Here is a 26,519-nt window from a genome sequence, read left to right as displayed (position 1 = left end):
CTGCCGGTCGTGTTGTTGTCGGCAATCGCCACAGTGCCACCGGCAACCCCCTCGTCACGCGGCGGAACATCAAGCACCGACAACGCCAAGCTTGGAGCATAAGCACGAAGATAGCCGATACGAATGTCGATAGGCTCAGGCTTCGAAGTCTGAGCGGAAGCCATGCTTGCCGGAAGTAGTGCCAGCAGGGCCGATAAGGCCATGGCTGTCAGATGCCTCATGAACCACTCCTTCGCCGCAATGGCTACCAAGGTAGCCATCTCGACGCGTTCAAGGAGGTGCCCGCCCCTTTGATCGCGCCCTTGCAGCGGTGTCCGGATCGTTGCGGTTTAGGGAACCGCTCTCCGGACACCGCTGATGGGTGGACGCGTGTACCTGTTTCCAGGTCAAGTCAGGTTATAGAGGTTCGCCGGACGCGCCTATGGCACTTGTCCTCCACTTCGTTGCCAAAAGTTCCCGTGTTCGATGTCCATTCTGCCACATAGGCCCGGCGGCGATGGGGCAAAGATTGCCAGCGCCAAGGTGCTCGTGTCACAAAGTCGAGGAACGGCGGTGCCGCATCACCGGAGGAATGGTCAAATCCGGCGAACGACCTTAGCCAAGGACAAGTCGATGTTCGACAGCATATCCGGCCGGCCATTTGCCCGACCCAGGATTCAGGAACGATGGCGTTCCTGGGCTGTTGCCCGCTGGCGCGCGATATCGCTGCGGGGACAAATCCTGGCGACGATCATTCTTGTGGGTCTCCTTGCAGGCGCTGCTGCTACGGTCACGATAATCTACAACGCAAAGAAATCCTCCGAAGTCGAGGTTGCCGCCGCCATGACGACCGCGGAACAGCTTGTTCGCGAGTTGGTTACGCAGCCACAGTTCCAGCGTGCCCCGCAGATCGAGCAACTTCCCAGCAGGATCGGCCAGCTGCGCCACGTCCGCGTCCTTGCGATAAGTGCAGCCGATGCCGGACGCGCCGCACTCTTGCCGTTTCCGTCAATCGATGAGCAAGACGACGTGCCGCGCTGGTTTGCGTCCGTGGTGAATGTCGAAGATGTGCGGCGCGAGATGCAGATCGTATCGGAAGGCCGCCATATCGGATCCATTGTCATTGTTGGCCATGCCGCCGACGAGATCGCCGAGGTATGGCGGGAAACGAAGGACCTCCTGGTTGTCGCGCTGGGGCTTGGCCTTGCCGTGCTCGTATTGCTTTACTTCGCGTTAGGCCGGCTGTTGCACCCATTGGAGGGCGTCGCCGCCGGACTTAGCGAACTGGAGCAGGGGGAGTTTCGCCATCGGCTTGCCCGCCCGAACATCCAGGCACTCGCGGAAATCACGGATCGCTTCAACGCCCTCGCCCTTCGGCTCGACTTGGCACGGTCGGAAAACCGGCAGCTAAGCCGTCATCTGTTGACGGTTCAGGATGACGAGCGTCGTCGGATAGCATCCGAACTCCACGACGAGCTTGGCCCCTGTCTCTTTGGAATCAAGGCGGACGTTACGTCGCTGGAAATCCTGGCACGCCGTCTGCCAACAGAGGTCGGGCAGACCATACGTGAGCGGGCCGCCACGATCGAGGAGATTACCGACAAGATACAGCTCATGAATCGCCGCCTTCTCGACAGGCTGCGTCCGATGGCGCTGGACCACCTTGCCCTCTCCGAAGTGCTGGGCGGCCTGATCTCGGAGTTCCAGCGGCACGGCCCGGTGCCGAAAATTACACTTTCCGTCGACAATCTGGCAGCGAGGTATGATGATGCCACCAACATCACCATCTATCGCTGCGTCCAGGAAGGGATCACCAACGCATTGCGGCACGCCCAGGCGACTAGCCTCGACGTCGACCTGAGAGAATGTCCAGTTGAGCCGCGAACCAAGGGCGATCTCGATGTTCGTCCTGTTCTTCACCTGTCGATTACGGACGACGGCACCGGCACGTCATTGGGCGACACGCGCGGTCTCGGCTTGACCAGCATGGAAGAGAGGGTCCGCGCACTTGGCGGCACCATCTCGCTCGGCCCTAATCCGGGAGGCCGGGGAACGCGGCTCAAGGTCCAGATACCAGTCGAAAACAGCAGCCACGCAGGACCCGGCAAGCGGACATTGGAGGCTGCCCAGCGGTGACGACAGTTCTACTTATCGATGACCATCCCATCGTCCTGCAGGGGTGCCGGCGAGTCCTGCAGGATGCCGGCGTCCAGGATGTGCTGGAGGCAGACAGTGTTGCCGACGGATACCGGCTGTTCAGGCGCAAAAAGCCCGATGTCGTCGTCGTTGACCTGTCATTGAAGAGCGGTGGCCTCGGCGGCCTTGAGCTGATCCGACGCTTGCGTCTTCACGACAAGCGCACGCCGATTCTGGCGTTCAGCATGCATAGCGACCCGCTTGTCGTCAGCCGTGCGCTGAAGGCCGGCGCCACCGGATACGCACTGAAGGACTCCGGTCCGCGTGATTTTCTCGATGCATTCGAGGCCGTTCGTCGAAACAAGCCCTACCTTGGGCACGAGATGGCGATGCAGGTTGCCATGTTGGGAAGCGCGGGAAACCACAATCCGCTGGCGGAGACCACGTCCCGCGAACTGCATACGCTTGCCTTGCTTGCCGAGGGCAAGCCCTATGCGCAGATCGCCAGTGATCTCGGCGTCAGCTACAAGACCGTCGTGAACACCAGCGCGCAACTCAAGTCGAAACTTGGCGCCCGCAACCTTCCGGAACTTATCAAGTTGGCCGTCCAATATTTGTCGTCATCCGAATATCCCAGATGAGTTTGTTCTGCGCGGAATGTGCGGATGACGCAATCCGGCAAACGAGGTGGCCCCACTGATCTGCCCAGCCAAAGCCGAAGTAGGCAGGTGAGCCGACGCTGCCCATGATGCTGGTGAGGTCGGTAATTGACGCGAAGCGGTAGCTCCCACTCCGCAAACTGTGGCACTCGTCCCGCAATGCCGACAATAACCGCCGAAACCGCCCACCCCGTGATTCCAGCGACCGCCAAGCGCTCAGTCCGCGAAGAATTCGGAGCGCTGGACCGAGAGTTTCGGCAGCGAGATGAGGATCTCCGACAGATGGTGGCGCATCGCTGCCTCAGCCGCCTCCGGTGAGGCGTGTTCGACGGCGTCGACGATCGCCTCGTGCTGGCCGATGATCGTTTCCAGCGGCGTCGCGTCCGGCAGCGACAGGTAGCGCACGCGATCCATCTGCGCCTTCAGCCCCTCCAAGACCCACCAAGCGTCCTCGCAGTCGGCGCTTGCCGCCAGTGCCTGGTGGAAGGCCTCGTCGAGGCGAAGGAAGCCGACATTGTCCCCGTGCTCGGCAACTTCGCGCTGCTGCTCGATGATGCGTCGCAGCCGGCGCACCTGTTCCGACGTCGCCTCGACCGCCGCCTTGCGCACCACGGCAACCTCGATCGCCTCGCGCAGGAACCGGGCGTTGCGCACCTCGCGGGCCGAGATGAGCCGCACGAATGTGCCGCGCTGCGGCTTGATCTCTACGAGTCCCGCCTCCGCGAGCTTGATGAAGGCCTCGCGCACCGGCTGGCGGGAAACGCCAAGCTGGCGGCCGATATCGGCCTCGGACAGCGGATTGCCCGGCCTGAGTTGGAGCTGGACGATGGCTTGCCGCAGCGCCTGGAAGACGCGCGTACCCATGGTTCCTTGGCGCGCGCGCCGGCCTTCGTCGGGCAGGAAATCAAGTTCAGCGTCCATCATGTTGACAGTCATATACTACCATTCTAGTCTACGGAAGCGGCTAAGGATTGGATAGATCGCTTTTCCAAGGGAGGAAATCATGAAATTCGCTTCGCTGAAGGCATTTCTGGCCGTTGGCCTCGTGGCGGTGGCGTGGCCAGTCGTCGCTGCCGACCACACGCTCAGCATCAACACAGCACTGACCACGACCGATCCGCTTTACAAGGGACTGGAGAGTTTTCGCGATGCCGTCGCCGCGCGCTCGAACGGCGCACTTGAGGTGAAGCTGTTCCCTAATTCGCAGCTAGGACCCGACGAGGACGTGCTGGAGCAGGCCCGCGCCGGCGCGCCGGTCGCGGTAGTCGTCGACGGCGGGCGCCTGGCCAATTTTGTCAAGGAGTTCGGTGTACTCGGCGCGCCCTATCTGGCCAATGGCTATGACGGGATCCGTAAGGTGGTGACATCAGACATGTTCGAGACCTGGGTGGACAAGTTACATGACGCGTCGGGGCACCAGGTCCTGTCGTTCAACTGGTGGCAGGGGGAGCGGCACCTGTGGACCGCCGGCCCGGTAAGCAAGCCGGCCGACCTTGCCGGCAACCGCATGCGCACGCCGGGAGCGCCCGTCTGGGTCGAGACCATCACCGCGATGGGTGCAGTGCCGACGCCGATGCCCTATGCCGAGGTGTATTCCGCGCTCGAGCAGAAAGCGATCGATTCGGTCGAGGCGCAGCTGCCGGCCGGCTACGGATCAAAGCTGTATGAGGTCACGAAGCACCTGACCAAGACCGGCCACATCAACCTGATCACCGGACTGGTGACCAGCGCGCCCTGGTTCGACAGCTTGCCGGCGGAGCTGCAGACCATTCTGCGCGACGAAGCGCTGAAGGCGGGCGACGTCGCCTCCTACGGCACGCGCGACATGCTGGCCAAGATCGAGGCCGACCTGAAGGCAGCAGGCATGACGGTGACCGAGATTGACGTCACGCCGTTCAAGGAAGCCACGGCCGGCGTCTACGAGAAGCTCGGCTACGCTGCGCTGCGCGACGAACTTCAGGCGATTGCCGCAAAGTAGGCTGAAACCGCATCGCGTGGGGTGCTAGGCCCCACGCCGCAGCGTCAGGGGAATCCCCATGCTCAAGCGTCTCGCGCAAGTCGAGCTTGCGATCTGCGTCGCACTGCTCGCCGCGATCACCGGCCTCGTCTTCATCGCGGCGATCATGCGTTTCTACGGCCATCCTCTGATCTGGTCGGTCGACATGGCGCAGCTTCTCTTCATCTGGCTGTGCATGCTGGGCGCCAACAAGGCGATGCGCGAGAAATCGCATCTCGGCATGGAGGTCATGGTCAAGTATCTCGGCCATCGCTCGCACCTGTGGCTGGAAATGGTCTGCGCGGCGATCGTGCTGGCTTTCCTCGCGGTTCTCGCCGTTGAGGGCTTCCACCTCACCCTGCTCAACCGTGAACGCACCTTCGGCGACTCGACGCTGTCCTATGCCTGGGTTACCGCGGCCGTGCCTGTGGGCTGCTTCCTGCTTGGCGTCGCGCTGATGCAGAACATGGCCGACGCCTGGCGTCGACGCGGGCAGGGCCTCCTGGTCTATACGCGCACGGCGGCCGACCGGGGCGCGCCGCCTCCGCTGGAGCTGTGACATGCTGCTGATCTCGGTGGTCTTCGTTTTGCTTATGGTGCTGGGCATGCCGGTGGCATTCGCCACGGGCATCGCCGGTTTTGTCTTCTTCGTCATGGATTCGGGCATGCCGCTCTCTATCGGCGTGCAGAAGATCGCCTCGATGAGCCAGAGCTTTCCGCTGCTCGCTGTCCCGTTTTTCGTGCTCGCCGGGCACCTGATGAACGAGAGCGGCATCACCGACCGGTTGCTCAAAGTGTCGCTGGTCGCCGTCGGCTGGATGTCGGGCGGCCTCGCCCAAGTCGCCATCGTGCTCTCTACCTTGATGGGCGGGGTGTCCGGGTCGGCGGTAGCCGACGCAGCTATGGAGGCGCGCATCCTCGGGCCTGCCATGATCGCCAAGGGCTATGGCAAGGGCTTTTCCGCGGCCGCGATCGCCGTCGGTTCGCTGATCACGGCGACCATTCCTCCCTCGATCGGACTCATCCTCTACGGCTATATCGGCAACGTCTCGATCGGCCGGCTGTTCCTCGCCGGCATCGTTCCAGGTTTCCTGATGATGGCTGTGCTGATGATCACCACCTACGTGATCGCGAGGCGCCGCGGTTACGTCGTCGCCGACAGCACCAGGCCGAGCGTCAAGGCGCTGGCGGTAGCGACCTGGGAGGCCAAATGGGCGCTCATGTTCCCGGTCGCACTGGTTCTCGCTATCCGTGGCGGCGTGTTCACGCCGTCCGAAGTCGGCTCCTTCGCGGTGGTCTACGCGCTCGCGGTCGGCTTCCTCGCCCATCGCGAACTGACGGTCGAGAAAGTTTGGCGCGCCTTCGCCCATGCCTCATCGGATGTCGGACTGATCATGCTGATCATCCTGATGAGCGGCATGGTCGGCTTCGCCACCATCTACCTGCAGGTGCCGCAGAACCTGGCCAACTGGATGCTGGCGGGCATCACCGATCCCAACATGATCGTGCTCGTCGTCCTGCTGTTCCTGCTCGTCGCGGGGCTTGCGCTCGATAGTACTGTGATGGTCCTGCTGCTGACCCCGATCTTCGTGCCGATTGTCGTCAATGTCGGGATGGACCCGGTCCATTTCGGCATCCTGATGATGTCGATCGTTACGCTCGGCGGCATGACGTGGCCGAGCGGTTCGGCCATGTTCGCCGTCTGCGCCCTGATGGATGTCACGATCGAAGAGTATTCTATCGAGTCGATCCCGTTCATCGCCGCTATCTGCGCCCTGATCACAGCCCTCGTCTTTTTCCCGGAAGTCGTGCTGTGGCTCCCCAACCTCGCGTTCGGATGAAGTGACGATGACGGTCCTGTTATACTTTCGCCCGGGAGCAGGAACATGAGGCACACTTGGCGCTGGTTCGGTCCGGTCGACAAGGTGACGACCGCCGACGCGCGGCAGGCGGGCGCGCAAGGCATCGTTACCGCGCTGCATCACGTCCCCCACGGCGCAGTCTGGACGCCGGCCGAGATCGCAAGGCGGCAGGATGCGGTACGCCGTTTCCCTGACGGATCGCCCTCCGGCCTCGAGTGGGAGGTAGTGGAGAGCCTTCCCGTCTCGGAGGCCGTCAAGACCCAGACCGGCGACTGGAAGGCGCATCTCGCTGCCTACCGTGCCTCGCTGGAAAACCTCGCCGCGGCGGGCATCGCCACAATCTGTTACAACTTCATGCCGGTGCTCGACTGGACCCGGACGGATCTCGCTTGGCGGGTCGGCCATGGGGGCACGACGATGCGCTTCGACTTGATCGATTTCGCTGCTTTCGACATCCATGTCTTCGCCCGCAGGGGCGCGGTCGAAAGCTTCGCGCCCGAGATCGCGGAAGCGGCGGCCCGCCGATTCGCGGCGATGGATGACGCGGCGCGCACAAGGCTCGCCCGCAACATCAATGCCGGCCTGCCGGGCGCAACCGAGAGCTGGTCGCTCGACGGGCTGCGAGCACAGGTCGCCACCTATGCCAGGATCGACGCGGCGCGCCTGCGCGCCAATCTGATGGACTTTCTCGCGGAGGTCGTCCCCAGCGCGGAGCGGCTGGGCTTGAGGCTTTGCTGCCATCCTGACGATCCGCCCTTTCCGCTGCTCGGCCTGCCGCGTGTGATGTCGACCGAGGCCGATTACCGCGCCTTGCTCGAAACGGTCGACAGCCCGGCGAGCGGCGCGACGTTCTGCACAGGCTCGCTGGGCGCCAGGCCGGATAACGACCTGCCCGGCATGGTGGGGCGGATCGGTCCTCGTATCCATTTCGCGCATCTACGCAACGTCAGGCGGGAGATGGGAGGGTGGCCCTGTTCGTTCTACGAGGACGAGCATCTGGCCGGTGATACTGACATGGTTGCGGTGGTGGCCGCCTTGCTGAAGGAGGAGGCACGCCGCAAGGAGGAGGGCCGCGCCGACGCGCAAATCCCGATGCGGCCCGATCACGGGCAGGACATTCTCGACGATCTGAAGCGTGGCGCGCAGCCAGGCTATCCCGCAGTTGGCCGACTCAAGGGGCTTGCCGAACTGCGCGGGGTGGAACGGGCGCTGCAGTCAGCCGCCAAGGGATAAGATGTGGCATAATCCAAGGTTCGACCATTGCAAGTGATCGCGTTGGCTGCAGGAACAGCAAGGCTCACCAAGCGCCCGACGCCCGATCTGCTCATCACGGCAACCCAACGCAAGAAATGAACGCCTACTGGCAAAGAGCTGACGGGCGAGCGAAAGCCAGCGCTAAGCTTGTTCCATCGGCGACGTGGACGCAAGGTATGCGTCCACGTCCTCGGCGACATCACATCGCGCATCGCGCACACCACCCGCATGGCCGACTAATATAGCGCCTTCGCAGAAGGATCCGGCCCGCCTACGCGACGTTTGCCTTACTTGAAGATCGACTCGTACTCTTCCTTCAGCATGGCGACAGCATCGTCGGTTGTCATGGCGGCATCACCCTGGAAGGTGAACATCGTGTTCCAGACGGAATTGATCCAGTCGGAATCACTGATGTAGAACGGGTTCAGTACCCAGAACCCGTCCTTGGCCAGGGAGTCCAGCACCAGCTTGTTGCAGGCGTCGAGCTTGTCGGACGGCGCGTCGGTGCGCACCGGCGTCGAGCCCTTCAGCGCCGCGAACTCGGCATTATTGGCCGGATCGACGGCGATCGACGCCATTTCCATCTCGGCCGCCAGTTGCTCCGGCGAAACCGTGTCGCCGCCGAGAACCCCCATCGAATCGACGGTCACCGCCAGCGCCTTGGTTCCGGGCAGGTTGAGGCAGCCAAAATCCTCGCCGAGCACCTTCTTACTCGCCTTCCATTGTCCCTTCATCCAATCGCCGTGGAAATGCATCAGCGTCTTGCCGGAGATGACGGTGTTGGTCGACTCGTTCCACTGGCGGTTGACCCAGCCTTCGTCGGCCTGCGCGGTGATGCGGCGGAACGTCTCGATGGCGTCGCGCAGACCCTTCTCCTCGAAGACCGTGGCGTCGGGCTTGCCGCCGGCATCGACCCGGTAGAATCTGTTGTAGACCTCCGGCCCCGCGACGCCCGCCATCAGCGCATGGAACAGATAGCCGGCCTGGAACGTGTTGCCCCCCATCGCCATGAAATTGTAGCCGGCCGCCTTCACCTTCTCCATGTCGGCGAACATCTCGTCGACGCTCTTCCATGCGGTCGGGTCGACGCCGGCGGCCTTGGCCACTTTCATGTTGTAGTAGAGCATGCCGTCGATATGGATGCCCGACGGGATCTTGCGTACCTCGCCGTCGATCTTGATCGCCTCCTGAACGGCGAGCGGGAAATGGTTGGTGGCGCCGATCTTGTCGAACTGCTCGCCGACCGTCTGGCCCATGCCGCGATCGCGAATGTCGCGATAGACGTCGATATTGCCGGTGAGGAAGATGTTCGGCGGCGTGCCGGCCACCACCAGAGCGACGATCGGGCCGCCGGCGCCGGACTGCTCGTGCGGTACTGCCAGTTCCTTGATCGTGTGGCCCTTCGCCTTGAGCGCGTTCACGAACACGTTGAGCGCCGATATCTCGCTTTCGTTCGACCACGAATGGAACATCGTCAAGTCCGCCGCCTGCGCCGCCATCCCTGACGCAACGCACGTCGCGAGCGCCAGACTTATGCATCCGATCCTGGAATTCATCGCCATTTCCTCCCTTATCTAGCGTGCCTTGTGGCCTAGATGCGTTTTTCGGAGACCGCGTCGAAGACGTCGAAGCGGTCTTTCGGAAAGTGGATTTCAACGACGTCCCCGGTTTTTGGAACGTGATGGTGCTTGTGATCGAAGCGCACGGCGATCAATTCGCCGTCGGCGGAATCGACGAAGGCGGTGACATCGCTGCCGTTCTTCTCGGTGTAGCGGACGGGCAGCGAAAACCGCGCCCCGACATCACCGCGCGCGTCGCAGCCGATGGTGAAATGCTCGGGTCGCAGCCCGATGACCAGCGGATCTCCATCCCTGGGCTGGGCCAAGAAAGGATAGGCGGACAGGTCCATGTGCACGCCCGTCGGCGCATGGACGGCGCCAATGCAGCCGTTCTTGCGCACCGCCGTCGTCTTCAGCGTATTCATCGCCGGTGAACCGATGAAGCGGGCCACGAACAGGTTGGCCGGACGCTCATAGATCTCGTCGGGCGTGGCGATCTGCTGGATAACGCCGGCGTCCATCACCGCGATCCGCGTCGCCATGGTCATCGCCTCAACCTGATCGTGGGTGACGAAGACGATGGTCTTGGCCAGTTCCTGGTGCAGCCGCTTGATCTCCAGGCGCATCTCGGTGCGCAGCTTGGCGTCCAGGTTGGAGAGCGGTTCGTCGAACAAGAAGACGTCGACGTTCTTGACCAATGCCCGGCCGATGGCGACGCGCTGGCGCTGACCACCAGATAATTGCGCTGGCTTGCGGTCGAGCAGTCGGTCGATCTGCAGCAGCTTTGCCGCCCATTGTACCCGGCGCTCGATCTCAGAGCGGTCGAGTTTCTGGGCCGACAGGCCGAACTTCAGATTGCCGCGCACGGTCTTGGTCGGATAGAGCGCGTAGGATTGAAAGACCATGGCCAGGCCGCGATCCTTCGGGTCGAGATCGGTGACGTCGCGGCCGCCGATGACGATCGAACCCTCGGTGACCTCCTGAAGCCCGGCCAGCATGTTGAGCAGTGTGGTCTTGCCGCATCCGGAAGGGCCAAGCAGCACGAGGAATTCGCCGTCCTCGACCCGAAGGTTGAGGTCCTCCAGCACGGTCACTCGGCCGAAGCGCTTGACGATGTTGTGGAACTCGACGTGCGGCACGGCCTATCCCTTGATCGCACCGGCGGTGATGCCTTGCACGAAGAACTTGCCCAAAGCGAAGTAGACGATGAGCGGCGGTATGGCGGTAAGTAGTGCGGCCGCCATGTCGACATTGTATTTGACCACGCCGAACGAGGTGATGACCGTGTTGGCGAGGATTACAGTCATCGGCTGCGTGCCGACCCCGCCGAAGATCAGACCGATCAGATAGTCGTTCCACACCGTCGTGATCATCAGGATGAGGACGACGATCATGATGTTGGCCGACATCGGCAGGATGATCTCGAAGAAGATGCGCCAGAACGAGCCGCAATCCATGATCGCGGCGTTGATGATCTCCTCCGGCACGTCCTTGTAGAAATTGCGGAAGATCAGCGTCAGCAGCGGCATCGCCAGGATGGAGTGGACGATGGCGACCGCCCAGATCGTGCCGAAGATGCCGAGCGACGAGATCAGCAGCACCAGCGGGATCATGATGATCTGAAACGGAACGAAGGCGCAGAGGAACAGGACGAACAGGAAGGTGCCTGCCCATCTGATCTTCCACAGCGCCAGCGCGTAGCCGGTGACCGCCGAGATGCCTATCGACAGCAGGAGACTCGGGAACAGGATTTTCATCGAAACCCAGAAGCCGTGGCTCACCCCCTCGCAGGTCATGCCGGCGCAGACCTCCGACCAGGCCATTCGCCAAGGCTCGATCGTCCACTCGGTCGGCAAGGCAAAGACTTCGCCTAACGCGATCTGCTCCATGGTCTTGAACGAGGTGACGATGACCACATAGAGTGGCAGCGACACGAAGGCCGCGCACATGGTGAGGAATACCAGGATCGCGATCGAGGAGCCGCGTATCCGCTTGCGGCGTCGTGCCCGCGAGACAGGGATGGCGGCGCTGGCCGCAACCGCGCTCATTGCACCATGGCCTCGCGGCGACGCGCCTGCCAGGCGGTAACTAGAACCAGCGGCAGGAATAGGACCGCCGTCATCACCAGCATCATCACCGCGGCCGAGGAGGCAAAGCCGATATTGCCTCGGGCCGCGTAGGAGTTGACGACGAAATAGGCCGGCGTCCACGTCGACGTGCCCGGGCCGCCGCCGGTCATCGCCAGAACGATGTCATAGGTCTTCACCACGCCCAGCGACAAGAGGATGGCGCAGGTCAGGAAGGTGAATTTAAGCATCGGGATGATGATCTCGATGTAGAGCCGCCAGAAGCTGACCCCATCGAGCCGTGCCGCGCTCCAGATCTCGGTGTTGATGGATTTCAGACCGGCCAGCATCAGCGCCATGTAGAAGCCGAGTCCGTGCCATATGGAGGCGAGAATGATGCCGTACATCGCGGTGTGCGAGTCGGCGAGCCAGTTGAAGCTGGCGCCTTCCCAGCCGAGACCGCGCAGAAAGTTCTGCACGCCGAGGTCGGGGTTGAACATCCAGCGCCAGACTAGGCCGGTGACGATGAAGGAAACGGCCAGCGGATACAGGAACAGCGTGCGGAAGAAGCCCTCGCCACGTTTTTCGCGCTCTATCATCGCGGCAAGAATGAAGCCGAAGACGATGGCCAGCGCGCTGCCCAGCGCCAGCACGAACACGTTCTGCAAGGCGGTCTGCCAGGCATTGTCGCCGAACAGCCGCTCGTACTGCCGTGTCCAGTCGGCGAGGTCGATGGCATAGTCGGGAAAGCGGCGCGAGCGGGTGAACGAGATCCAGACCGTCCAGATGATTGCCCCGAAGAAAGCGATCGCGGTAATCGCCAACGCCGGTATCAGCGCGATCCTGGGCGATACCCAGTTCCATCGAACGCTCATTTTTCCTCCCCGGCCGCCGCGGTTCCTCGACCGCTGTCGCCGTATGGCGCCCCTACCTCTTGCGCCTGTATTAACGTTAATATAAGAGGAAGTCCGAGGCAGCGTCAATGGCCTTTCGACCGAAGCGGAACGTTGCGCCGGCCGATCACAACGGGAGAGGCGTTTGGAGGCGATACCGAAGATCGGCCTGGGAACCTTCGGCCTGACCGGCGCGGACGGCCTGGCGGCGCTCGGCTCGGCGATCGATCTGGGCTACCGCCATCTCGACACCGCGCAGACCTACGGCACAGAGGAAAATGTCGGCAAGGCCGTGGCGTGCTCGGGGTTGAATCGCGGCGAATTTTTCGTCACCACCAAAGTTACCGCCGCCAATTTCGGCAGACTGGCAGAGAGCATCGACGACAGCCTGAAGGCGCTAGGTCTAGACCATGTCGACCTTGCACTGATCCACTGGCCGGCACCGCACGACACACCGCCGATCCGGGCCTATATCGGCGAATTGGCGCGGGTGCGTGACACCGGCAGGGCGCGCCTGATCGGGGTTTCCAACTTCACTCGGCGCCATGTCGACGAGGCCATCGCCGAGATTGGCGAGGGTGCGCTGGCGACCAACCAGTTCGAGCAGCACGTGTTTCTGCAGAACCGGGCGCTCGACGCGCATTGCCGGGAGAGGGGCATCCCGCCCACGGCCTACATGCCGCTTGCCGGCGGCCGGGTGGACGGCGATCCGGTGCTCACGGCGATAGCCCGCAAGCACCGCTCCAGCGAAAGCCAGGTCGCGCTGGCCTATCTGCTGGCGCGGGGATCGATCGTCATCCCGAAGTCGGCGACCCCCGAACGCCAGAAGGCCAACATGGCCGCCGGCGGCATCGTGCTGGACGAAGCCGACATGCACGGACTGGCGGGGCTCGATCGCGGCGAACGCCATATCGACCCGTCATGGGGGCCGAACTGGGACTGATTTTTTGAACGGGAACGGCTGCATCCCGGAGGAGGAGAGGGTATGGGAATTTTTGAAGGGTTCGGACACATCGCCCTGAAGGTCAACGACCTCGAGGCTTCGGTCGGCTTCTACGAGCGGATCGGTTTTCCGGAGATGCTGCGACTGCTCGATGCCAGGGGCGAGCCGTGGATCGTCTACCATCGCATCAGCGAACATCTCTACCTGGAGCTGCTGCCGGGCGGCGACGGCGCCGCGTCGCCCGATCCGGGCCGAACCGGCATGAACCATCTCTGCCTGACGGTGGCCAATGCCGATGAGGCGGAGAAGAAGCTCGCCGAAGCTGGCGTGAAGCTCAGCCGGCCGCGCAAGACGGTGCGCGGCGTCGACGGAAACTGGGGCATGTGGATCGAGGATCTCGACGGCAACCGCATCGAGATCCAGGAAATGGCGCCGCAATGCATTCAGTTTGAAGCGGAGCGCAACCTGGCGGCAGGTGCGCGAGCGCAGGTGCGCTCGATCTACTGAGCGACGACGGAACTTCAATTGCGAGAGAAACGGCAGGACAGACCATGATCAAGGTGAAACAGGTGGCGCATGTGTGCATCTTCGCGCACGACCTCGAAAAGACCCGGACATTCTACGAAGATGTTTTGGGCTTGAGCATCCAGTTCAATTTCCTGCGCGACGGGAAGATTTTCGGCTTCTACCTCAACTGCGGCGGCCGCAGCCATGTCGAGGTGTTCCAGAAGGACGGTACCTCCTACGCCGACACCAACCAGATCACCCATTTCTGCCTGGAGGTCGAAAACATCGACGCGGCCATCGAGCATATCAAGTCGAAGGATGTCGAGGTGACCAAGAAGAAATACGCTTGCGACGACACCTACCAGGCGTGGATCCGCGACCCGAACAATGTGCGGATCGAGCTGTTCGAATACACCGACAAGAGCGCTCAGTTCGTCGGCCGCGACCGGGTGGCGGACTGGTAAACCGGGCAAAGCCTTGATATCGGCTCTGCTGTCCGGCTGCCGCAGCCGGCAGGCGGGACACATGACGGGAAATGGCAGGATATCGCGCACGCCTCAAGGACATAGCCGAAGCCACAGGCTTCTCGGCCAACACGGTTTCGCTGGCGCTGCGCGGCAGCCCGCGATTGCCGAAGGAAACGCGCGAGCGCATCCTGGAGGCGGCCGAACGCCTCAACTACTCGCCGAACCACATCGCCCGCTCGCTGGTGCACAGCACTACCCGCACCATCGGTCTCGTCCTCACCGACATCATGAACCCGACATTGACGCTTGCGGCGCGAACCATCGAGCGGGAACTGTCGCGCGCCGGCTACGCCATGATGTTCGCCGCCTCGGATTCGAGCGTCGAGAACGAGCGGCTCGCCATCGAGCTGTTCCTGTCCTACCAGGTCGACGGCATGTTGATCTATCCGGCCGACCACCGGGAATTCGGTCACATCGAGGCCGCCGACCGCGCCGGAACGCCGGTGCTGTTGCTGGTCGAACTGCCGGGTTCCAGCCTCGACACGGTGGCGATCGACGACCGCATCGGCGCCTACAAGGCGTTTCGCCTGCTTTGCCAGCAAGGACATCGCCGCATCGCCATGCTCGATGGCGGACGTGGCCTCGGCAATTTCGACAAGATGCACGGCGCGCAGAAGGCGATCGGCGAAGCCGGACTGTCGGACGAGGCGCTGATCGTATTCGAACCCGAAGGTCACGCGCCGGTGCACGGTTTCGCCGCCATGCGGCGGGTGATGGCCAGCGAGCCGCGACCGACCGCACTGTTTGCCTCGACCGACTCGCTGGCGGTTGGCGCGCTGCACTGGTGCCGGGAGAATGGCCTCGCCGTGCCGCGCGACTTCGCCGTCATCGGCTACGACAACACCGAGATATCACAATATGGCGCGCTGCCGCTCACGACGGTGAACTATGCCGCTGACGAGATCAGCAAGATCGGTGTCTATCGAATCTTGCAGCGCATCGAACGGCCCGAAACTTGTGGCGCGCCCTGTGTCACGCTGATCGAGCCGGAGCTGGTTGTCAGGGCCAGTTCCGGCTCGGAACCAGGCCCCGCGCGCTGATGCAACCGGCGGTGCCGTGCATAAACCGACGGATTATGTGCGCAATGTCCGCGCGCCGAGCACGCATGCGGAGGGCGCCCGAATCTAGACTAGCCCTGTCACCGCAACGCTTGAGCAAAGCCGCGGATTTGAGGAATTGTCACGCCTAAGAGCTCCGTCGCCGTGCTCTCAGAGATCGGTGGCTGTGGTCCTCTCCACGATAGCGTCTGGATGATCGAGAACATAGGGCGTGAGTTCAAGCCCCAGGCCTGCGCCCTCGAACGGATAGATGTGGCCTTTCTCGATGCGTGGCATGACGGTTACCAGGTCGCGGTACCACGAACTGTAATAGGCCCGGACCGATTCCTGGAAGACGGCGTTGGGTGCGTTGAGCGACAGATGGATCGAAGCCGCGAATACGACGGGGCCGGTACAATCGTGTGGTGCGATCGGCCGCTGGAACGCTTCCGCCATGGTTGCGATTTTCTTTGCCTCGCTGAGGCCGCCGCACCATGAAATATCGAGCATGACGTAGTCGACCGCGCCTTTGCGGAGGATTTCCAGAAACTGCGCGCGGGTGGCCACGGTCTCGCTGGCGCAGACCGGCAGGCCGGAGCGCTGCGCGTAGACCATAAGCGCGTCGGTATCCTGCATCTTGATCGGATCTTCCGCCCAGAACGGTCTGAACTCCTGCAGCCCGCGTGCGATGGCCAGTGCCGCAGGCAGGTCCCACATGGAATGGAGTTCGACCATCACCTCCATGCGATCACCGACGGCGTCGCGTATCTGGCGGAATGGACGCAACGCCTTGTCGAGGTCGGCCTTGTGGATGAAGTTGCCGCCGCTGGCCACCGCGAAGGGATCGAAGGGCCAGATCTTCATGGCCGAGATGCCTTCCTCCAACAGGCTTTGCGCCAAGGCACCGGCGTCACGGTGGAAGGCGATCTGGTCCTCGTAAGGACCTTCCTTCGCCTGGTCCTGATCGCCAATGTACCGACGAGCGCCCTGCTTGTTGTAGGTGTAGCCGGCGCAGGTGTTGTAGGTGCGGATTTTCGGCCGCGACAGACCGCCCAGCAACTGATGCACGGGCAGACCGGCGACCTTACCCAAAATGTCCCACAGGGCGATATCGATGGCCGATGCCGCGCGCATTTCGACGCCCGACGAGCGGAACCCGACATAGGATTCCGTCAACAGTTTGGAAATCGCATCGATTTCCAAAGGGTCACGACCGATCAACTGCGGTGCGATTTCCGTGTGAATATAGCGGGCCACGGCGTGAGCGCCGCGGAAGGTCTCGCCGAGCCCAACGACACCTTCGTCAGTGTGCACGCGCACCCAAACAATGTTGTTGAGGTGTGGCAGTTGGACCGTTTCGAGTGCTGTGATTTTCATGGGCAGGTGCGATCGGATGATACGGGCCGCTGAGCGGCGACTATTCGGCGGCGTGAACGTTTTCCATCGGGTGGCCGATGCTTGCGAGTATGCGCCCAAGCTCCTCGCGATCCCCGCCGGAAAGATTCGGCAGGCCCGGTAGGCGAACCGGACCGACATCCCAACCGCTCAGCGCCATCGCCTCCTTGACCACTGTTACGTTCGCACCGTTGTTGAATTTCGTGCGCATTGCCTCGAACGGGGCAACCAGCGCAATCAGCGTTCGCGCCTCGTGATAGCGACCGGCTTCCAGCGCGGCCCATATGGCCAGCGACCGCTCGGGAACGACGTTGACCAGGCCCGATGTAAAGCCCTTTGCGCCGGCGGCATAGAAGGCCGGAGCCCAACCTTCGGCCAGCCCGCAGACCCAGACCGCCGCACAGTCTGTCGTTGCCCTGATACACTCGGCCAGATGCATCAGATTGGGCGTGGCGAACTTGATCCCGGCAATGTTGGGATGCCGGGCAATACGCACCACCTCGCCAACCGGTATGGCGTCGGAGCGCAGATAGGCGACGACCGGCACAGCCGATTCCTCGGCGATGGCAATAAAATAGTCTGCCTGTGCCTGCGGCGCGGCAAACGGATCAAGCGGATGATGGGACATCAATGCCTCGGCGCCGGCACTGATCGCCAGTTTTGCCGTGGCAAGAGCCTCGCGCAATGACCGGCCCACTGCCGCGGTGCGCACCGACTTGGACCCTTCCATGGCTGCGAAGGCGACGGCGTGCAGACGAACCACCTCATCGAAGGCAAGGCTGAAGAACTCGCCGGTATTGCCACCCGAGACGATGTTGTGAATGCCCGCGTCGGCTTGGCGCCGCACCAGCTTTGCGAGCAAGGCCTCATTCAGAGAGCCATCCGCTTGATAAGGCGTGACATGAATGCCGGATATCCCTCCGAGCGATGCCCGAACCCGTTCGATGCTCATGCAGTGCCTCCTTCAAACCGATCATCAAGAACATGCTCAGCCCACTCGCCGCGCAGCAGGCTGGGGCCGCGTTAGCGGCACATATATCAATCATATGAACAACATCGTCCGGATCAGTCAAGAGAAGATGAAAAGATAATTGACAACTTGAGAATGCGTAGCTAGCCTTGAATTGCTGCCTGGGAGGACTGTCTGGCATGAAAATCATTCGCTTGCGCGGCTTCATGGCGCGCGACGGCAACCGTCCGCGCGTCATCGTCGCGATGGATACGGATGCCGGAATCACTGGCTGGGGGGAGTGCTACAATCACGGGCCCGACAGGGGGCTCCTGCCGATCCTCGATTACTTCTTCGAGCAGATCAAGGGTGAGGATCCCCGGCGCATCGAATACCTCATGCTGAAGCTTCAGCAGCAGGCGCGGTTCCCCGGCGGGGCGATGCACCTTTCGGCCTTTTCGGCCATCGACCATTGCTTATGGGACATTTCGGCCAAGGCGCTCAATGTTCCGGTCTATCGGCTGCTGGGCGGTGAAGTGCGCAATCGCGTGCGTGTCTATCTTGGCGTTTACACTGCGCCGGATCCGGCGATAGCGATCGATACGGTCAAGGCCCAAAACGAGAAGTACGGGCTTACAGCCTTCAAGCTCAGCCCCTACAGAGTCGACTTCCATGCCGAGCGTTGGGGCGAGGTGGTACGAACCAGCGCCGACTATTTCCGGCGCCTGCGCGAGATAGCTCCGGCGAATTTCGAGTTCGCGTTTGACGCACATGCCAAACTCTTCGAGCCGTGGCAGGCTATCCAACTGGGTGATGCGCTGGCGCCTTACGATCCGCTGTTCTTCGAGGAGCCGATCAGGCCGGAGAACTTCGAGGCCTGGGGCGAAGTCCGGTCCAAGATCAGGTGCCCGCTTGCCACCGGCGAAAGCCTCTACAGCCGCTATGAATTTCTCAAGCTGTTCCAGGTGCGCGGCTGCGACATCGCGCAGCCGGACATCTGCGTGGTCGGCGGCCTGCTCGAAATGAGGAAGATCGCTGCGATCGCCGAGGCGCATTTCGTGCCCATCGCGCCTCACAATCCGATGGGGCCGCTCGCTACTGCCGTGAACCTGCACTTCGCCGCAGCGACCTCGAATTTCAAGATTCTCGAATACCGCCTGCCGACCGAGGCGCCTTACGTCAAGGATCCGTATTTGCCCAAGGACGGCTATCTGGAACTGCGACCGGATCGTGCGGGATGGGGCGTCGAGATCGACGAGAAGTACCTCGAGAAAGACCACTACGTTCATTGGCACCGGACGTTGCCACTGAAGCCGGACGGATCGCTCGGCTACCCCTGAAACGCGCTTAACAATCGTGTCGGTCCACAGATGGGCCGCCGCCTAACGGGAGAAGATGCATGACCAGACATATGATCGCTGCCGCGCTTCTTGCATCGGTGTCGGCTTTTGCAAGCGTTGATGCGCTCGCCGAGTCGCCGCCGAACATGTTGGTTATCGGTACCAATATCGGCGGCATCCGCACGCTGGATCCCGCGGCCAACAATGCGCGGACGGTGTCCGAGCTGATTTCCAATGCCTATGACAATCTCGTGCAGACGAAGCCGGCAAGCATCGACAAGCTCGAGCCGATGCTGGCAACGGAGTGGTCTGTCTCCGATGGTGGGAAGACGATCACCATGAAGCTACGACAGGATGCGACCTTCTCCAGTGGCAACCCGGTGACCGCCGAGGACGCAGCCTGGTCCATCCAGCGAATTATCAAGATGGGACAGGTGGGGTCGACCGACCTGGCGCTGTGGGGCTTCACCGAGGAAAATGTCGACAAGCTGGTTCGTGCGCAGGACGCGCATACCCTGGTCATCGAGCTCCCGATAGAGGTGAACACCGACCTGGTGCTGGCCTCGCTGGCCGGTTCCTCGGTTGGCATCGTCGACAAGAAGACGGCACTCGAACACGAGGCGAACGGCGATTTCGGATCCGGCTGGCTTGCCGCCAATACCGCTGGCAGCGGGCCATTCGTGCTGAGCCAGCTTCGCCCGAACAACATCGCGATGTTTGACGCCCGCAAGGACTATTGGGGTGGTGCTCCAGCGATGCAGCGGGTCGCCGTCATGCACATTCCCGAATCCGGCAATCTGCGTCTGCAGATGGAGAAGGGAGACGTCGACGTTGGGCACTATGTGTCCAGCGGCGACCTTGAGGCATTGTCCAAGAATCCGGATATGGCGATCGACAGCGTGCCGGGGCTCGGCTTCTACTACATCGCTCTCAACACGAAGGATCCCGATCTCCAGAAGCCGGAAGTGCGCCGCGCCTTCCAGCATGCTTTTGATTGGAAGGCGATCCAGGACAACATCATGAAGTATCTGGGCTCGCCGTGGCAGTCGATGGTGCCGAAGGGTATGATAGGCGCTCCGGCAGATCCACTGAATCGCCACACCTACGATCCGGAAATGGCAAAGAAGCTGCTGGCCGATGCGGGTTATCCCGACGGCTTGAAGAAGACGCTCAACCCCTCGAGCGATGCGACACTGCCGATCGCGGAAGCGCTGCAGGCGAGCGCTCGTGCCGCCGGCATCGAGCTCAACCTCGTTCCTGGAGAATTCACCCCGGCATTTCGCGAACGCAAGTTCGAGGTGCTGGTCGGCAATTCCGGTGCTCGGTTGCCCGATCCCTTCGCGGTCGCAACCCAATACGCCTACAATCCCGACAATCGCGATGAGGCTCGGCTTGGCAGCTACTATCTGTGGCGCGTCAGCCAACAGAACGAGGACCTCAACAAGCTCGTGGATCAGTCCATGCGCGAAAGTGATGCCGGCAAGCGGGCCGATCTCTTCAAGCAGATGGACGACATCTACAGCAAGATGGACCCCGGTCTGGTGATCTTCTTTCAACGTAGCGACCCCTATGTGATGCGCAAGAACGTGCAGGGCTACGCGGGGCACACCACCTGGTCGACCCGCTGGCACGACGTGACGAAGAAATGACCGTCAGCACGAACGGGCGGGGGGCCATGCTCTCCGCCGATCACGACTTTGACGACCCGGAGCCCTCGCGCGTCGCCGCACTGGCGCGGCGGCTTACCGGCCGTGTCGCCGCGATTGCGACAACCCTGCTTGGACTGCTGGCTCTGACTTTTGCAATGGGCCGCCTGTTGCCCAACGACCCGGTGATCGCCATCACCGGGCCGGAGGTCAGCAAGGAGGTTTACGACCGGGTGTTCCTGGAACTTGGCCTGGACCGGCCCGTCTGGGAACAGTTTCTGACCTATGTCGGCAAAGTGCTGCAAGGCGACCTCGGCGTCTCGACCACCACCGGTCAAAAGGTCGTCACGGACCTTTTGATGGTGTTTCCGGCAACGGTGGAGCTTGCGGCGGTGGCGCTGCTGGTCGGCGTCGGCCTCGGCGTGCCGCTCGGTATCGTCGCGGCGGTCAAGCGTGGGACCGTGGTCGACCTCGTTGCGCGCCTCATCGGCTTGGCCGGCCACTCCATTCCGAGCTTCTGGCTGGCGTTGATGGCGCTGCTGTTCTTTTACGCGAAGCTCGACTGGTTTGCCGCGTCCGGCCGTGTCGATGTCTTCTACGAAGGCCTCGTCACGCCGGTGACCGGCTTCCTGCTGCTCGACGCGGCGCTCGACCGCAACTGGGACGTTTTCTGGAATGCGCTCAACCATATCGTCCTGCCGGGGACGATCCTGGGCTACTACTCAGTCGCCTATATCAGTCGCATGACCCGCAGCTTCATGCTTGAACAGCTCTCGCAGGAATATGTCGTCACCGCGCAGGCCAAGGGTCTGTTGCCGAGACAGGTGATCTGGCGTCACGCCTTCAAGAACATCCGCGTGCAGTTGCTTACCATCATAGCGCTCACTTTCGGCGGATTGCTCGACGGGGCGGTGCTCATCGAAACCGTCTTTGCGTGGCCCGGGCTGGGCCAGTATCTCACACGCGGCATTCAGATGAACGACATCAATGTCGTGATGGGCTCGGTGCTCATGATCGGCGTGGTCTTTCTGATCATCAACCTGGCGTCGGATGCGCTCTATCGCATCCTCGATCCGCGGACACGGTAAGGTCATGAGCGAGCAGGCACTGGAAAGACAGGGCGGCGTGCGCGGGTGGCTTTTGCAACCGAACCCGCGAGGCCGTACGCAGGCCAGCGTGCAACAGTTCTACAAGAGCTGGCAGCGTTTTTGTGAACATCCCCTTGGATTGGTCGGACTGGCCGTCATCATGCTGCTGATCGTGGTCGCCATCTGTGCACCGCTGCTGACCAGCTATGACCCAATCGCGCAGAACATGGCGAACCGCCTTGCGCCGCCGTCTTGGGAACATCTGCTGGGGACCGACCAATTCGGCCGCGACGTCTATTCGCGCATCGTCTATGGCGCGCGCACCACACTCTACATCATCATATTGGTCGCGGTGATCGTGGCGCCCATCGGCCTGCTGATCGGCACCTGCTCGGGTTATTTTGGCGGGTGGGTGGACGAAGTTCTGATGCGCATCACCGATGTTTTCCTGTCGTTCCCGGGCCTGGTGCTCGCGCTTGGCTTTGCCGCGGCGCTTGGCCCCGGTATAACCAATGCGATCATCGCCATTTCGCTGACGGCCTGGCCGCCAATTGCGCGTCTGGCGCGTGCCGAGACGCTCAGCCTCAGGAAGGCGGACTTCATCGCCGCCATCCGGCTGCAAGGTGCCTCGGCCTGGTCCATCATCTCGCGGCACATCCTGCCGATGTGCGTGCCTTCGGTGATCGTGCGGGTCACACTCAACATGGCGAGTGTCATCCTGACCGCCGCCGGTCTTGGTTTCCTCGGCCTCGGTGCCGTTCCGCCTTCGCCTGAATGGGGCGCCATGGCGTCCAGCGGCCGTGAGTTCATGATCGAAAGTCCATGGGTCATTGCCGCTCCCGGTATTGCCATCGCCCTTGTCAGCCTCGCCTTCAACCTGTTCGGCGACGCCCTTCGCGACGTGCTCGATGCGCGAGGTGCCGAATGACCGCGCCCCTGATTGAGGCCACCAACCTCGAAGTCGGCTTCGGTGGCGGTAAAATAAAAGCCGTGCGCGGCGTCAGCTTCACACTTGGCCGCGAAAAGCTCGGCATTGTCGGCGAATCCGGCTCGGGCAAGTCGACAGTGGGCCGCGCGATCATGCGCTTGCTGCCGCCGACGGCTCGCGTCACCGCAGACCGCCTGCGCTTTCAGGAGATCGATCTGCTGACCGCCAGCAGCAGGGACATGGTGCACGTGCGCGGTCGGCGCATCGGCCTTATTCTGCAGGACCCGAAATATTCGCTCAACCCCGTCATGCGCGTCGGCGAACAGATCGCCGAAACTTACCTCCAGCATTATCCGAACGCTGGGGGCAAGGCGGCGGCGAAGGCGCGGGTTCTGGAAATGCTCAACGCCGTCAAGATTCGCGACCCGGAACGCGTCGCCAGGCTCTATCCGCATGAAATCTCCGGCGGCATGGGCCAGCGTGTCATGATCGCGATGATGCTGATTGCCGAGCCCGAGGTCATGATCGCCGACGAGCCGACCTCCGCGCTCGACGTGACCGTTCGCCTCGAAGTGCTGAGCTTGCTTGACGAACTGGTGACGCGCCGCAATCTCGGCCTGATCCTGATCAGCCACGACCTCAATCTGGTCCGTCGTTTCTGCGACCGCGTCGTCATCATGTATGCAGGGCGCATCGTCGAAACGGTGGCCGCATCGCAACTTGGAGAAGCCAAGCACCCGTACACGAGAGGGCTGTTGGCATCTCTGCCGTCGATCGACCGCAAGGTGTCGCGCCTGCCGACGCTAAAGCGTGATCCTTCCTGGGCAAACGTGGCGGAAAAGATCTGATGATCGACCTGCGCGATCTTGTTGTCCGCCTCGGCTCACCGCGACAAGCGGTGGTCAAACGCATAAGCTTCTCGGTCGAGACCGGCGGCAGCTACGGCCTCGTCGGCGAATCCGGGTGCGGCAAGTCGACGGTGCTGCGCGCCATCTCCGGCCTCAACCCGGACTATCGTGGCGAGATCGAGATCGGTGGCAAGGTTCTGAGCCCTGTCCGCGCCAAGGAATTCTACCGCTTGGTGCAGATGGTGTTTCAGGACCCTTACGGCTCATTGCATCCGCGCAAGACAATCGGCGCGCAGTTGCTTGAGCCATTGCGCAACCAGGGCTTGGCGCGCTCGCGTGAAGCGGTGTTCGAGGCGCTGACGTCGGTCGGACTCAATCCCGAACTGCGGTATCGTTTCCCGCATCAGCTCTCGGGTGGCCAGCGGCAGCGGGTCGCCATCGCGCGGGCCCTCATCCTTGAACCACAAGTGCTGCTGCTCGACGAGCCAACGTCGGCCCTCGACGTGTCGGTTCAGGCGGAAATCCTGAACCTGCTCAACGAATTGCGCGAGAAGCGGGGGCTGACCTATCTGCTGGTCAGCCATGATCTCGCTGTGATCGCGCATATGTGCGACCGCGTAGGCGTGATGCAGGCTGGCCAGATCGTCGAAGAGGTCGAGGCGGACAGGCTCCGAGCCGGCACGCTTGAGCATCCCTATTCGAAGCTGCTTCTGGCAGCGAGCCAGCAATATGGAAGCGCGAAGGATGAGCCGCAAGCGATGGACGGAGCCGCATAAATGAAGATCACAGCCATCGAAACCTACCTGATGCAGGTCGGCGGGCCGGGCGAGGTCAAAAGCAAGGCGTCAACCAAACATTATGAGGGAGGGAATTTTGGCGGCTCGCGCAACTGGCTGTTCGTGCGCATACTTACAGATGAGGGCATCCATGGCGTAGGCGAGTGTTCCGGGTGGCCCCGCGTCATCGAGACGGCGATCAAGGATCTCGCGCCGATGCTCATCGGCGAAGACCCGGCACATATCGACCGTCTCTGGCACAAGATGCTGGCTTCCATGATGGGGCACGGCATGCTGGGAACGGTTGGCGGCGGTGCGTTGACCGGTATCGAGATGGCGCTTTGGGATATCAAGGGCAAGGCGCTTGGACAGCCGGTCTGGAACCTGCTCGGCGGCAAGTTCCGCGACCGGATTCGTGTCTACGGCCATGCTAAGGATGCCGGCAAGGCCGACCGGCTGCTGGCGCTCGGCTACACTGGCATCAAGGTCGGTTTTACCGGCACGGTCGACCTGGATCTTGTCGCCTCCATACGCGATCACATTGGCCCCAAAGTCGATCTGATGGTCGACGCGCACGGGCCCTCCTGGATGACGACACAGGACGCGATAGCCGTCGGCCGGGAGTTGGAGAGCCTGGACCTCCTGTTTTACGAAGATCCCGTGGCGCCAGAGGATCTCGATGCGCTGGCGCGCGTCAGGGACGCCGTCAACGTTCCGCTTGCGGCAGGCGAGCGCGTCAGCACCATCTGGGGTATCCAACCCTACATCGAGCGTGGTCTCGTCGATGTCATCCAACCCGACACCGGCCGCGCCGGCGGCATCACCCAGATGCGCAAGATGGCGGCGATAGCCGAAGGCCACTACATCACCATGGCACCTCATTCGGGATCGCTAGGCCCGATCGCGGAATTTGCCGCGCTGCATGTGATGGCCACTATCCCCAACGCTCTGATGCTCGAGCGTCTGGAATTCGATTGGGAGGGCCGCGACACGGTCATCACGCCCGCGCCAAAAGTCGTGGACGGGCATATGAAGGTGCCGGATGCTCCGGGGCTTGGCGTCGACATCGTGGTGGAGGAAATTCTCAAATATCCCAGCCGGCGCAATGTGCGGGAAATCAGTCCCGATAACGGCACCGCCTACGCCCTCGGTACCGCGAGCGAGGTGCCATACTTTCAGACCCGATTCGAACGGCGGCAGAGGCTGCGGATCAATCGCTAGGATTGATGATGTTGGCTGGTTGGCACGACGATATCAGTGGTGGCAGATAGGCGAGGCGCAAACGTTGAGATGATTTCGATGGTTTTCGAGACAAGGCCGTCAAGCTTCGCCGACCAGGTCTACGGACGAATACTCGATGAGATACTGAGCGGCGCGTTTGCCCCGGGCAGCCGCCTGCCTGGGGAGAACGACCTCAGCGAACGCTTCGGTGTGTCACGGCCGGTGGTACGCCAGGCGCTGGCGCGGCTTAACGCCGACGGTCTGGTGGAAGCGCGGCGCGGCAGCGGCACCTATGTTTTGAGCCGCCCGTCCGACAATCTGACCGATGTCACGAACCTGACCGACGTATCACGCTTCCTTCGCTACCAGGAATTGCGGCTGTCAATCGAAGGTGAGGCTGCGGCACTGGCTGCTGCCCGGAGAACCGAGAAGGCTTTGTCCGACATTGCGCGGGCACACGAACGATTTGCGCAGCAGATCGGCCATGGGACCTTCGATCCGGAAAGCGATCGCGCCTTCCACCTCGCAATACTCGATGCCACTGGAAACGAGTTCTTTCGTGGCGCTCTGGAGGGCAATGGCGTCGCGCTTAGCGACTTCATGGGGATATCCCTATCAATAACCCGCTCGGGATCGACCGATCGCGCGCGCAAGGTGGTCTCCGAACATACCGATATCCTGGAGGCGATCCGCATGCGAGACGCAGTGTGGGCAAGGGCGGCGATGGAACAGCACATCATCCATGCGCGACGGCGGCTGACCGACCGAACCCTCGATCCATAACAGGCACACTCCGATTCAATAGCGGGCTCGACTGGGATTTACGCTGCGTGGAACAGCCGGACCGGTTCGGTACTTGTCGCGGCTGCCGGCGATCCACAGCCACCCAGAAGGAAAAACTTGCAAGTGA

General features: G+C 62.2%; 25 protein-coding genes and 1 pseudogene. 18 read left to right on the top strand and 8 right to left on the bottom strand.

Features of this window, described 5'->3' with window-relative positions; genetic code table 11:
- Window positions 1–221 (bottom strand): annotated as a pseudogene (locus OHD58_RS22975) (branched-chain amino acid ABC transporter substrate-binding protein); the annotation flags it as partial.
- A gap of 391 nt (window positions 222–612) precedes the next feature.
- On the opposite strand from OHD58_RS22975, the gene OHD58_RS22970 reads away from it, so the two are divergent.
- Window positions 613–2,115 carry a histidine kinase gene (locus OHD58_RS22970; protein WP_263805864.1) on the top strand — a complete coding sequence of 501 codons (1,503 nt, stop codon included), beginning with the start codon at window positions 613–615 and terminating at the stop codon, window positions 2,113–2,115.
- Window positions 2,112–2,756, top strand: coding sequence for a response regulator transcription factor (locus OHD58_RS22965; RefSeq protein ID WP_263805862.1), 645 nt, complete (start codon window positions 2,112–2,114; stop codon window positions 2,754–2,756). The genes OHD58_RS22970 and OHD58_RS22965 overlap by 4 nt, the downstream gene beginning before the upstream one ends.
- A 234-nt stretch (window positions 2,757–2,990) precedes the next feature.
- On the opposite strand, the gene OHD58_RS22960 is transcribed toward OHD58_RS22965, so the two are convergent.
- Window positions 2,991–3,710: a GntR family transcriptional regulator gene (locus OHD58_RS22960; RefSeq protein ID WP_263805860.1), complete on the bottom strand. Its 720-nt coding sequence runs from the start codon at window positions 3,708–3,710 to the stop codon at window positions 2,991–2,993.
- Window positions 3,711–3,777: 67 nt separating this feature from the next.
- Between OHD58_RS22960 and OHD58_RS22955 the strand changes: the two genes are divergently transcribed.
- Genes OHD58_RS22955 through uxuA form a run of 4 tightly spaced genes read left to right on the top strand, consistent with a single transcriptional unit; the run spans window position 3,778 to window position 7,865 of the window.
- Window positions 3,778–4,752 (top strand): C4-dicarboxylate TRAP transporter substrate-binding protein, encoded by a 975-nt coding sequence (locus tag OHD58_RS22955; RefSeq protein ID WP_263805858.1) that lies wholly within the window; start codon window positions 3,778–3,780, stop codon window positions 4,750–4,752.
- A 58-nt stretch (window positions 4,753–4,810) separates the two neighbouring features.
- Window positions 4,811–5,329, top strand: coding sequence for a TRAP transporter small permease (locus OHD58_RS22950; protein ID WP_263805857.1), 519 nt, complete (start codon window positions 4,811–4,813; stop codon window positions 5,327–5,329).
- Window position 5,330: 1 nt separating this feature from the next.
- Window positions 5,331–6,611, top strand: a complete 1,281-nt coding sequence (locus OHD58_RS22945) for a TRAP transporter large permease (protein ID WP_263805855.1) — start codon at window positions 5,331–5,333, stop codon at window positions 6,609–6,611.
- Window positions 6,612–6,656: 45 nt separating this feature from the next.
- The gene (uxuA, locus tag OHD58_RS22940) at window positions 6,657–7,865 is read left to right on the top strand and encodes a mannonate dehydratase (RefSeq protein WP_263805854.1); all 1,209 of its coding nucleotides are present in this window, start codon (window positions 6,657–6,659) and stop codon (window positions 7,863–7,865) included.
- A gap of 308 nt (window positions 7,866–8,173) precedes the next feature.
- Here the strand turns inward: uxuA and OHD58_RS22935 are convergent, their stop codons facing one another.
- The 4 genes from OHD58_RS22935 to OHD58_RS22920 are packed head-to-tail and all read right to left on the bottom strand — an operon-like array spanning window position 8,174 to window position 12,386.
- Window positions 8,174–9,442 (bottom strand): ABC transporter substrate-binding protein, encoded by a 1,269-nt coding sequence (locus tag OHD58_RS22935; protein ID WP_263805853.1) that lies wholly within the window; start codon window positions 9,440–9,442, stop codon window positions 8,174–8,176.
- Window positions 9,443–9,477: 35 nt separating this feature from the next.
- Window positions 9,478–10,584 (bottom strand): ABC transporter ATP-binding protein, encoded by a 1,107-nt coding sequence (locus OHD58_RS22930; RefSeq protein WP_263805851.1) that lies wholly within the window; start codon window positions 10,582–10,584, stop codon window positions 9,478–9,480.
- A gap of 3 nt (window positions 10,585–10,587) precedes the next feature.
- Entirely contained in the window at window positions 10,588–11,493 is a 906-nt protein-coding gene (locus tag OHD58_RS22925; protein WP_263805849.1) for a carbohydrate ABC transporter permease, read from the bottom strand.
- Window positions 11,490–12,386 carry a carbohydrate ABC transporter permease gene (locus OHD58_RS22920; RefSeq protein WP_263805847.1) on the bottom strand — a complete coding sequence of 299 codons (897 nt, stop codon included), beginning with the start codon at window positions 12,384–12,386 and terminating at the stop codon, window positions 11,490–11,492. The genes OHD58_RS22925 and OHD58_RS22920 overlap by 4 nt, the downstream gene beginning before the upstream one ends.
- A 163-nt stretch (window positions 12,387–12,549) precedes the next feature.
- Here OHD58_RS22920 and OHD58_RS22915 point away from each other — a divergent pair, with 163 nt between their 5' ends.
- The 4 genes from OHD58_RS22915 to OHD58_RS22900 all read left to right on the top strand — a co-directional run bounded on the left by OHD58_RS22915 (window position 12,550) and on the right by OHD58_RS22900 (window position 15,421).
- Complete coding sequence (locus tag OHD58_RS22915) at window positions 12,550–13,347, top strand: aldo/keto reductase (protein WP_263805845.1); 798 nt, start codon at window positions 12,550–12,552, stop codon at window positions 13,345–13,347.
- A gap of 42 nt (window positions 13,348–13,389) precedes the next feature.
- The gene (locus tag OHD58_RS22910) at window positions 13,390–13,854 is read left to right on the top strand and encodes a VOC family protein (protein ID WP_263805843.1); all 465 of its coding nucleotides are present in this window, start codon (window positions 13,390–13,392) and stop codon (window positions 13,852–13,854) included.
- Between the two features lie 44 nt (window positions 13,855–13,898).
- The gene (locus OHD58_RS22905; protein ID WP_263805841.1) at window positions 13,899–14,318 is read left to right on the top strand and encodes a VOC family protein; all 420 of its coding nucleotides are present in this window, start codon (window positions 13,899–13,901) and stop codon (window positions 14,316–14,318) included.
- Window positions 14,319–14,389: 71 nt separating this feature from the next.
- A complete protein-coding gene (locus OHD58_RS22900) occupies window positions 14,390–15,421 on the top strand; it encodes a LacI family DNA-binding transcriptional regulator (RefSeq protein ID WP_263805840.1) in 1,032 nt (343 codons plus the stop codon).
- Between the two features lie 168 nt (window positions 15,422–15,589).
- Here OHD58_RS22900 and OHD58_RS22895 read toward each other — a convergent pair whose 3' ends face one another.
- Window positions 15,590–16,795, bottom strand: coding sequence for a mandelate racemase/muconate lactonizing enzyme family protein (locus OHD58_RS22895; RefSeq protein WP_263805838.1), 1,206 nt, complete (start codon window positions 16,793–16,795; stop codon window positions 15,590–15,592).
- A gap of 40 nt (window positions 16,796–16,835) precedes the next feature.
- On the bottom strand, window positions 16,836–17,765 hold the full coding sequence (locus tag OHD58_RS22890; protein WP_263805837.1) for a dihydrodipicolinate synthase family protein: 930 nt from the start codon (window positions 17,763–17,765) through the stop codon (window positions 16,836–16,838).
- A gap of 197 nt (window positions 17,766–17,962) precedes the next feature.
- On the opposite strand from OHD58_RS22890, the gene OHD58_RS22885 reads away from it, so the two are divergent.
- From OHD58_RS22885 to OHD58_RS22850, 8 genes are all read left to right on the top strand, one after another.
- A complete protein-coding gene (locus OHD58_RS22885; RefSeq protein WP_263805835.1) occupies window positions 17,963–19,102 on the top strand; it encodes a mandelate racemase/muconate lactonizing enzyme family protein in 1,140 nt (379 codons plus the stop codon).
- A 71-nt stretch (window positions 19,103–19,173) separates the two neighbouring features.
- Window positions 19,174–20,751: an ABC transporter substrate-binding protein gene (locus OHD58_RS22880; protein ID WP_412177281.1), complete on the top strand. Its 1,578-nt coding sequence runs from the start codon at window positions 19,174–19,176 to the stop codon at window positions 20,749–20,751.
- Between the two features lie 26 nt (window positions 20,752–20,777).
- Window positions 20,778–21,836: an ABC transporter permease gene (locus OHD58_RS22875; RefSeq protein WP_263805874.1), complete on the top strand. Its 1,059-nt coding sequence runs from the start codon at window positions 20,778–20,780 to the stop codon at window positions 21,834–21,836.
- 4 nt (window positions 21,837–21,840) lie between these two features.
- Window positions 21,841–22,764 (top strand): nickel transporter permease, encoded by a 924-nt coding sequence (nikC, locus tag OHD58_RS22870; RefSeq protein WP_263805833.1) that lies wholly within the window; start codon window positions 21,841–21,843, stop codon window positions 22,762–22,764.
- A complete protein-coding gene (locus OHD58_RS22865; protein ID WP_263805832.1) occupies window positions 22,761–23,612 on the top strand; it encodes an ABC transporter ATP-binding protein in 852 nt (283 codons plus the stop codon). Before nikC ends, OHD58_RS22865 begins: the two co-directional genes overlap by 4 nt.
- Window positions 23,612–24,388 (top strand): ABC transporter ATP-binding protein, encoded by a 777-nt coding sequence (locus OHD58_RS22860; RefSeq protein ID WP_263805831.1) that lies wholly within the window; start codon window positions 23,612–23,614, stop codon window positions 24,386–24,388. The genes OHD58_RS22865 and OHD58_RS22860 overlap by 1 nt, the downstream gene beginning before the upstream one ends.
- Window positions 24,389–25,609, top strand: coding sequence for a mandelate racemase/muconate lactonizing enzyme family protein (locus tag OHD58_RS22855; RefSeq protein ID WP_263805829.1), 1,221 nt, complete (start codon window positions 24,389–24,391; stop codon window positions 25,607–25,609). It abuts the gene before it with no gap.
- A 78-nt stretch (window positions 25,610–25,687) separates the two neighbouring features.
- The gene (locus OHD58_RS22850) at window positions 25,688–26,392 is read left to right on the top strand and encodes a FadR/GntR family transcriptional regulator (protein ID WP_263805828.1); all 705 of its coding nucleotides are present in this window, start codon (window positions 25,688–25,690) and stop codon (window positions 26,390–26,392) included.
- Window positions 26,393–26,519 lie beyond the last annotated feature (127 nt).

Origin of the sequence: Mesorhizobium sp. ZC-5 (genome assembly GCF_025753855.1) — a bacterium.
Taxonomy (GTDB): domain Bacteria; phylum Pseudomonadota; class Alphaproteobacteria; order Rhizobiales; family Rhizobiaceae; genus Neomesorhizobium.
This window is presented reverse-complemented; position numbering and strand designations above follow the sequence as displayed.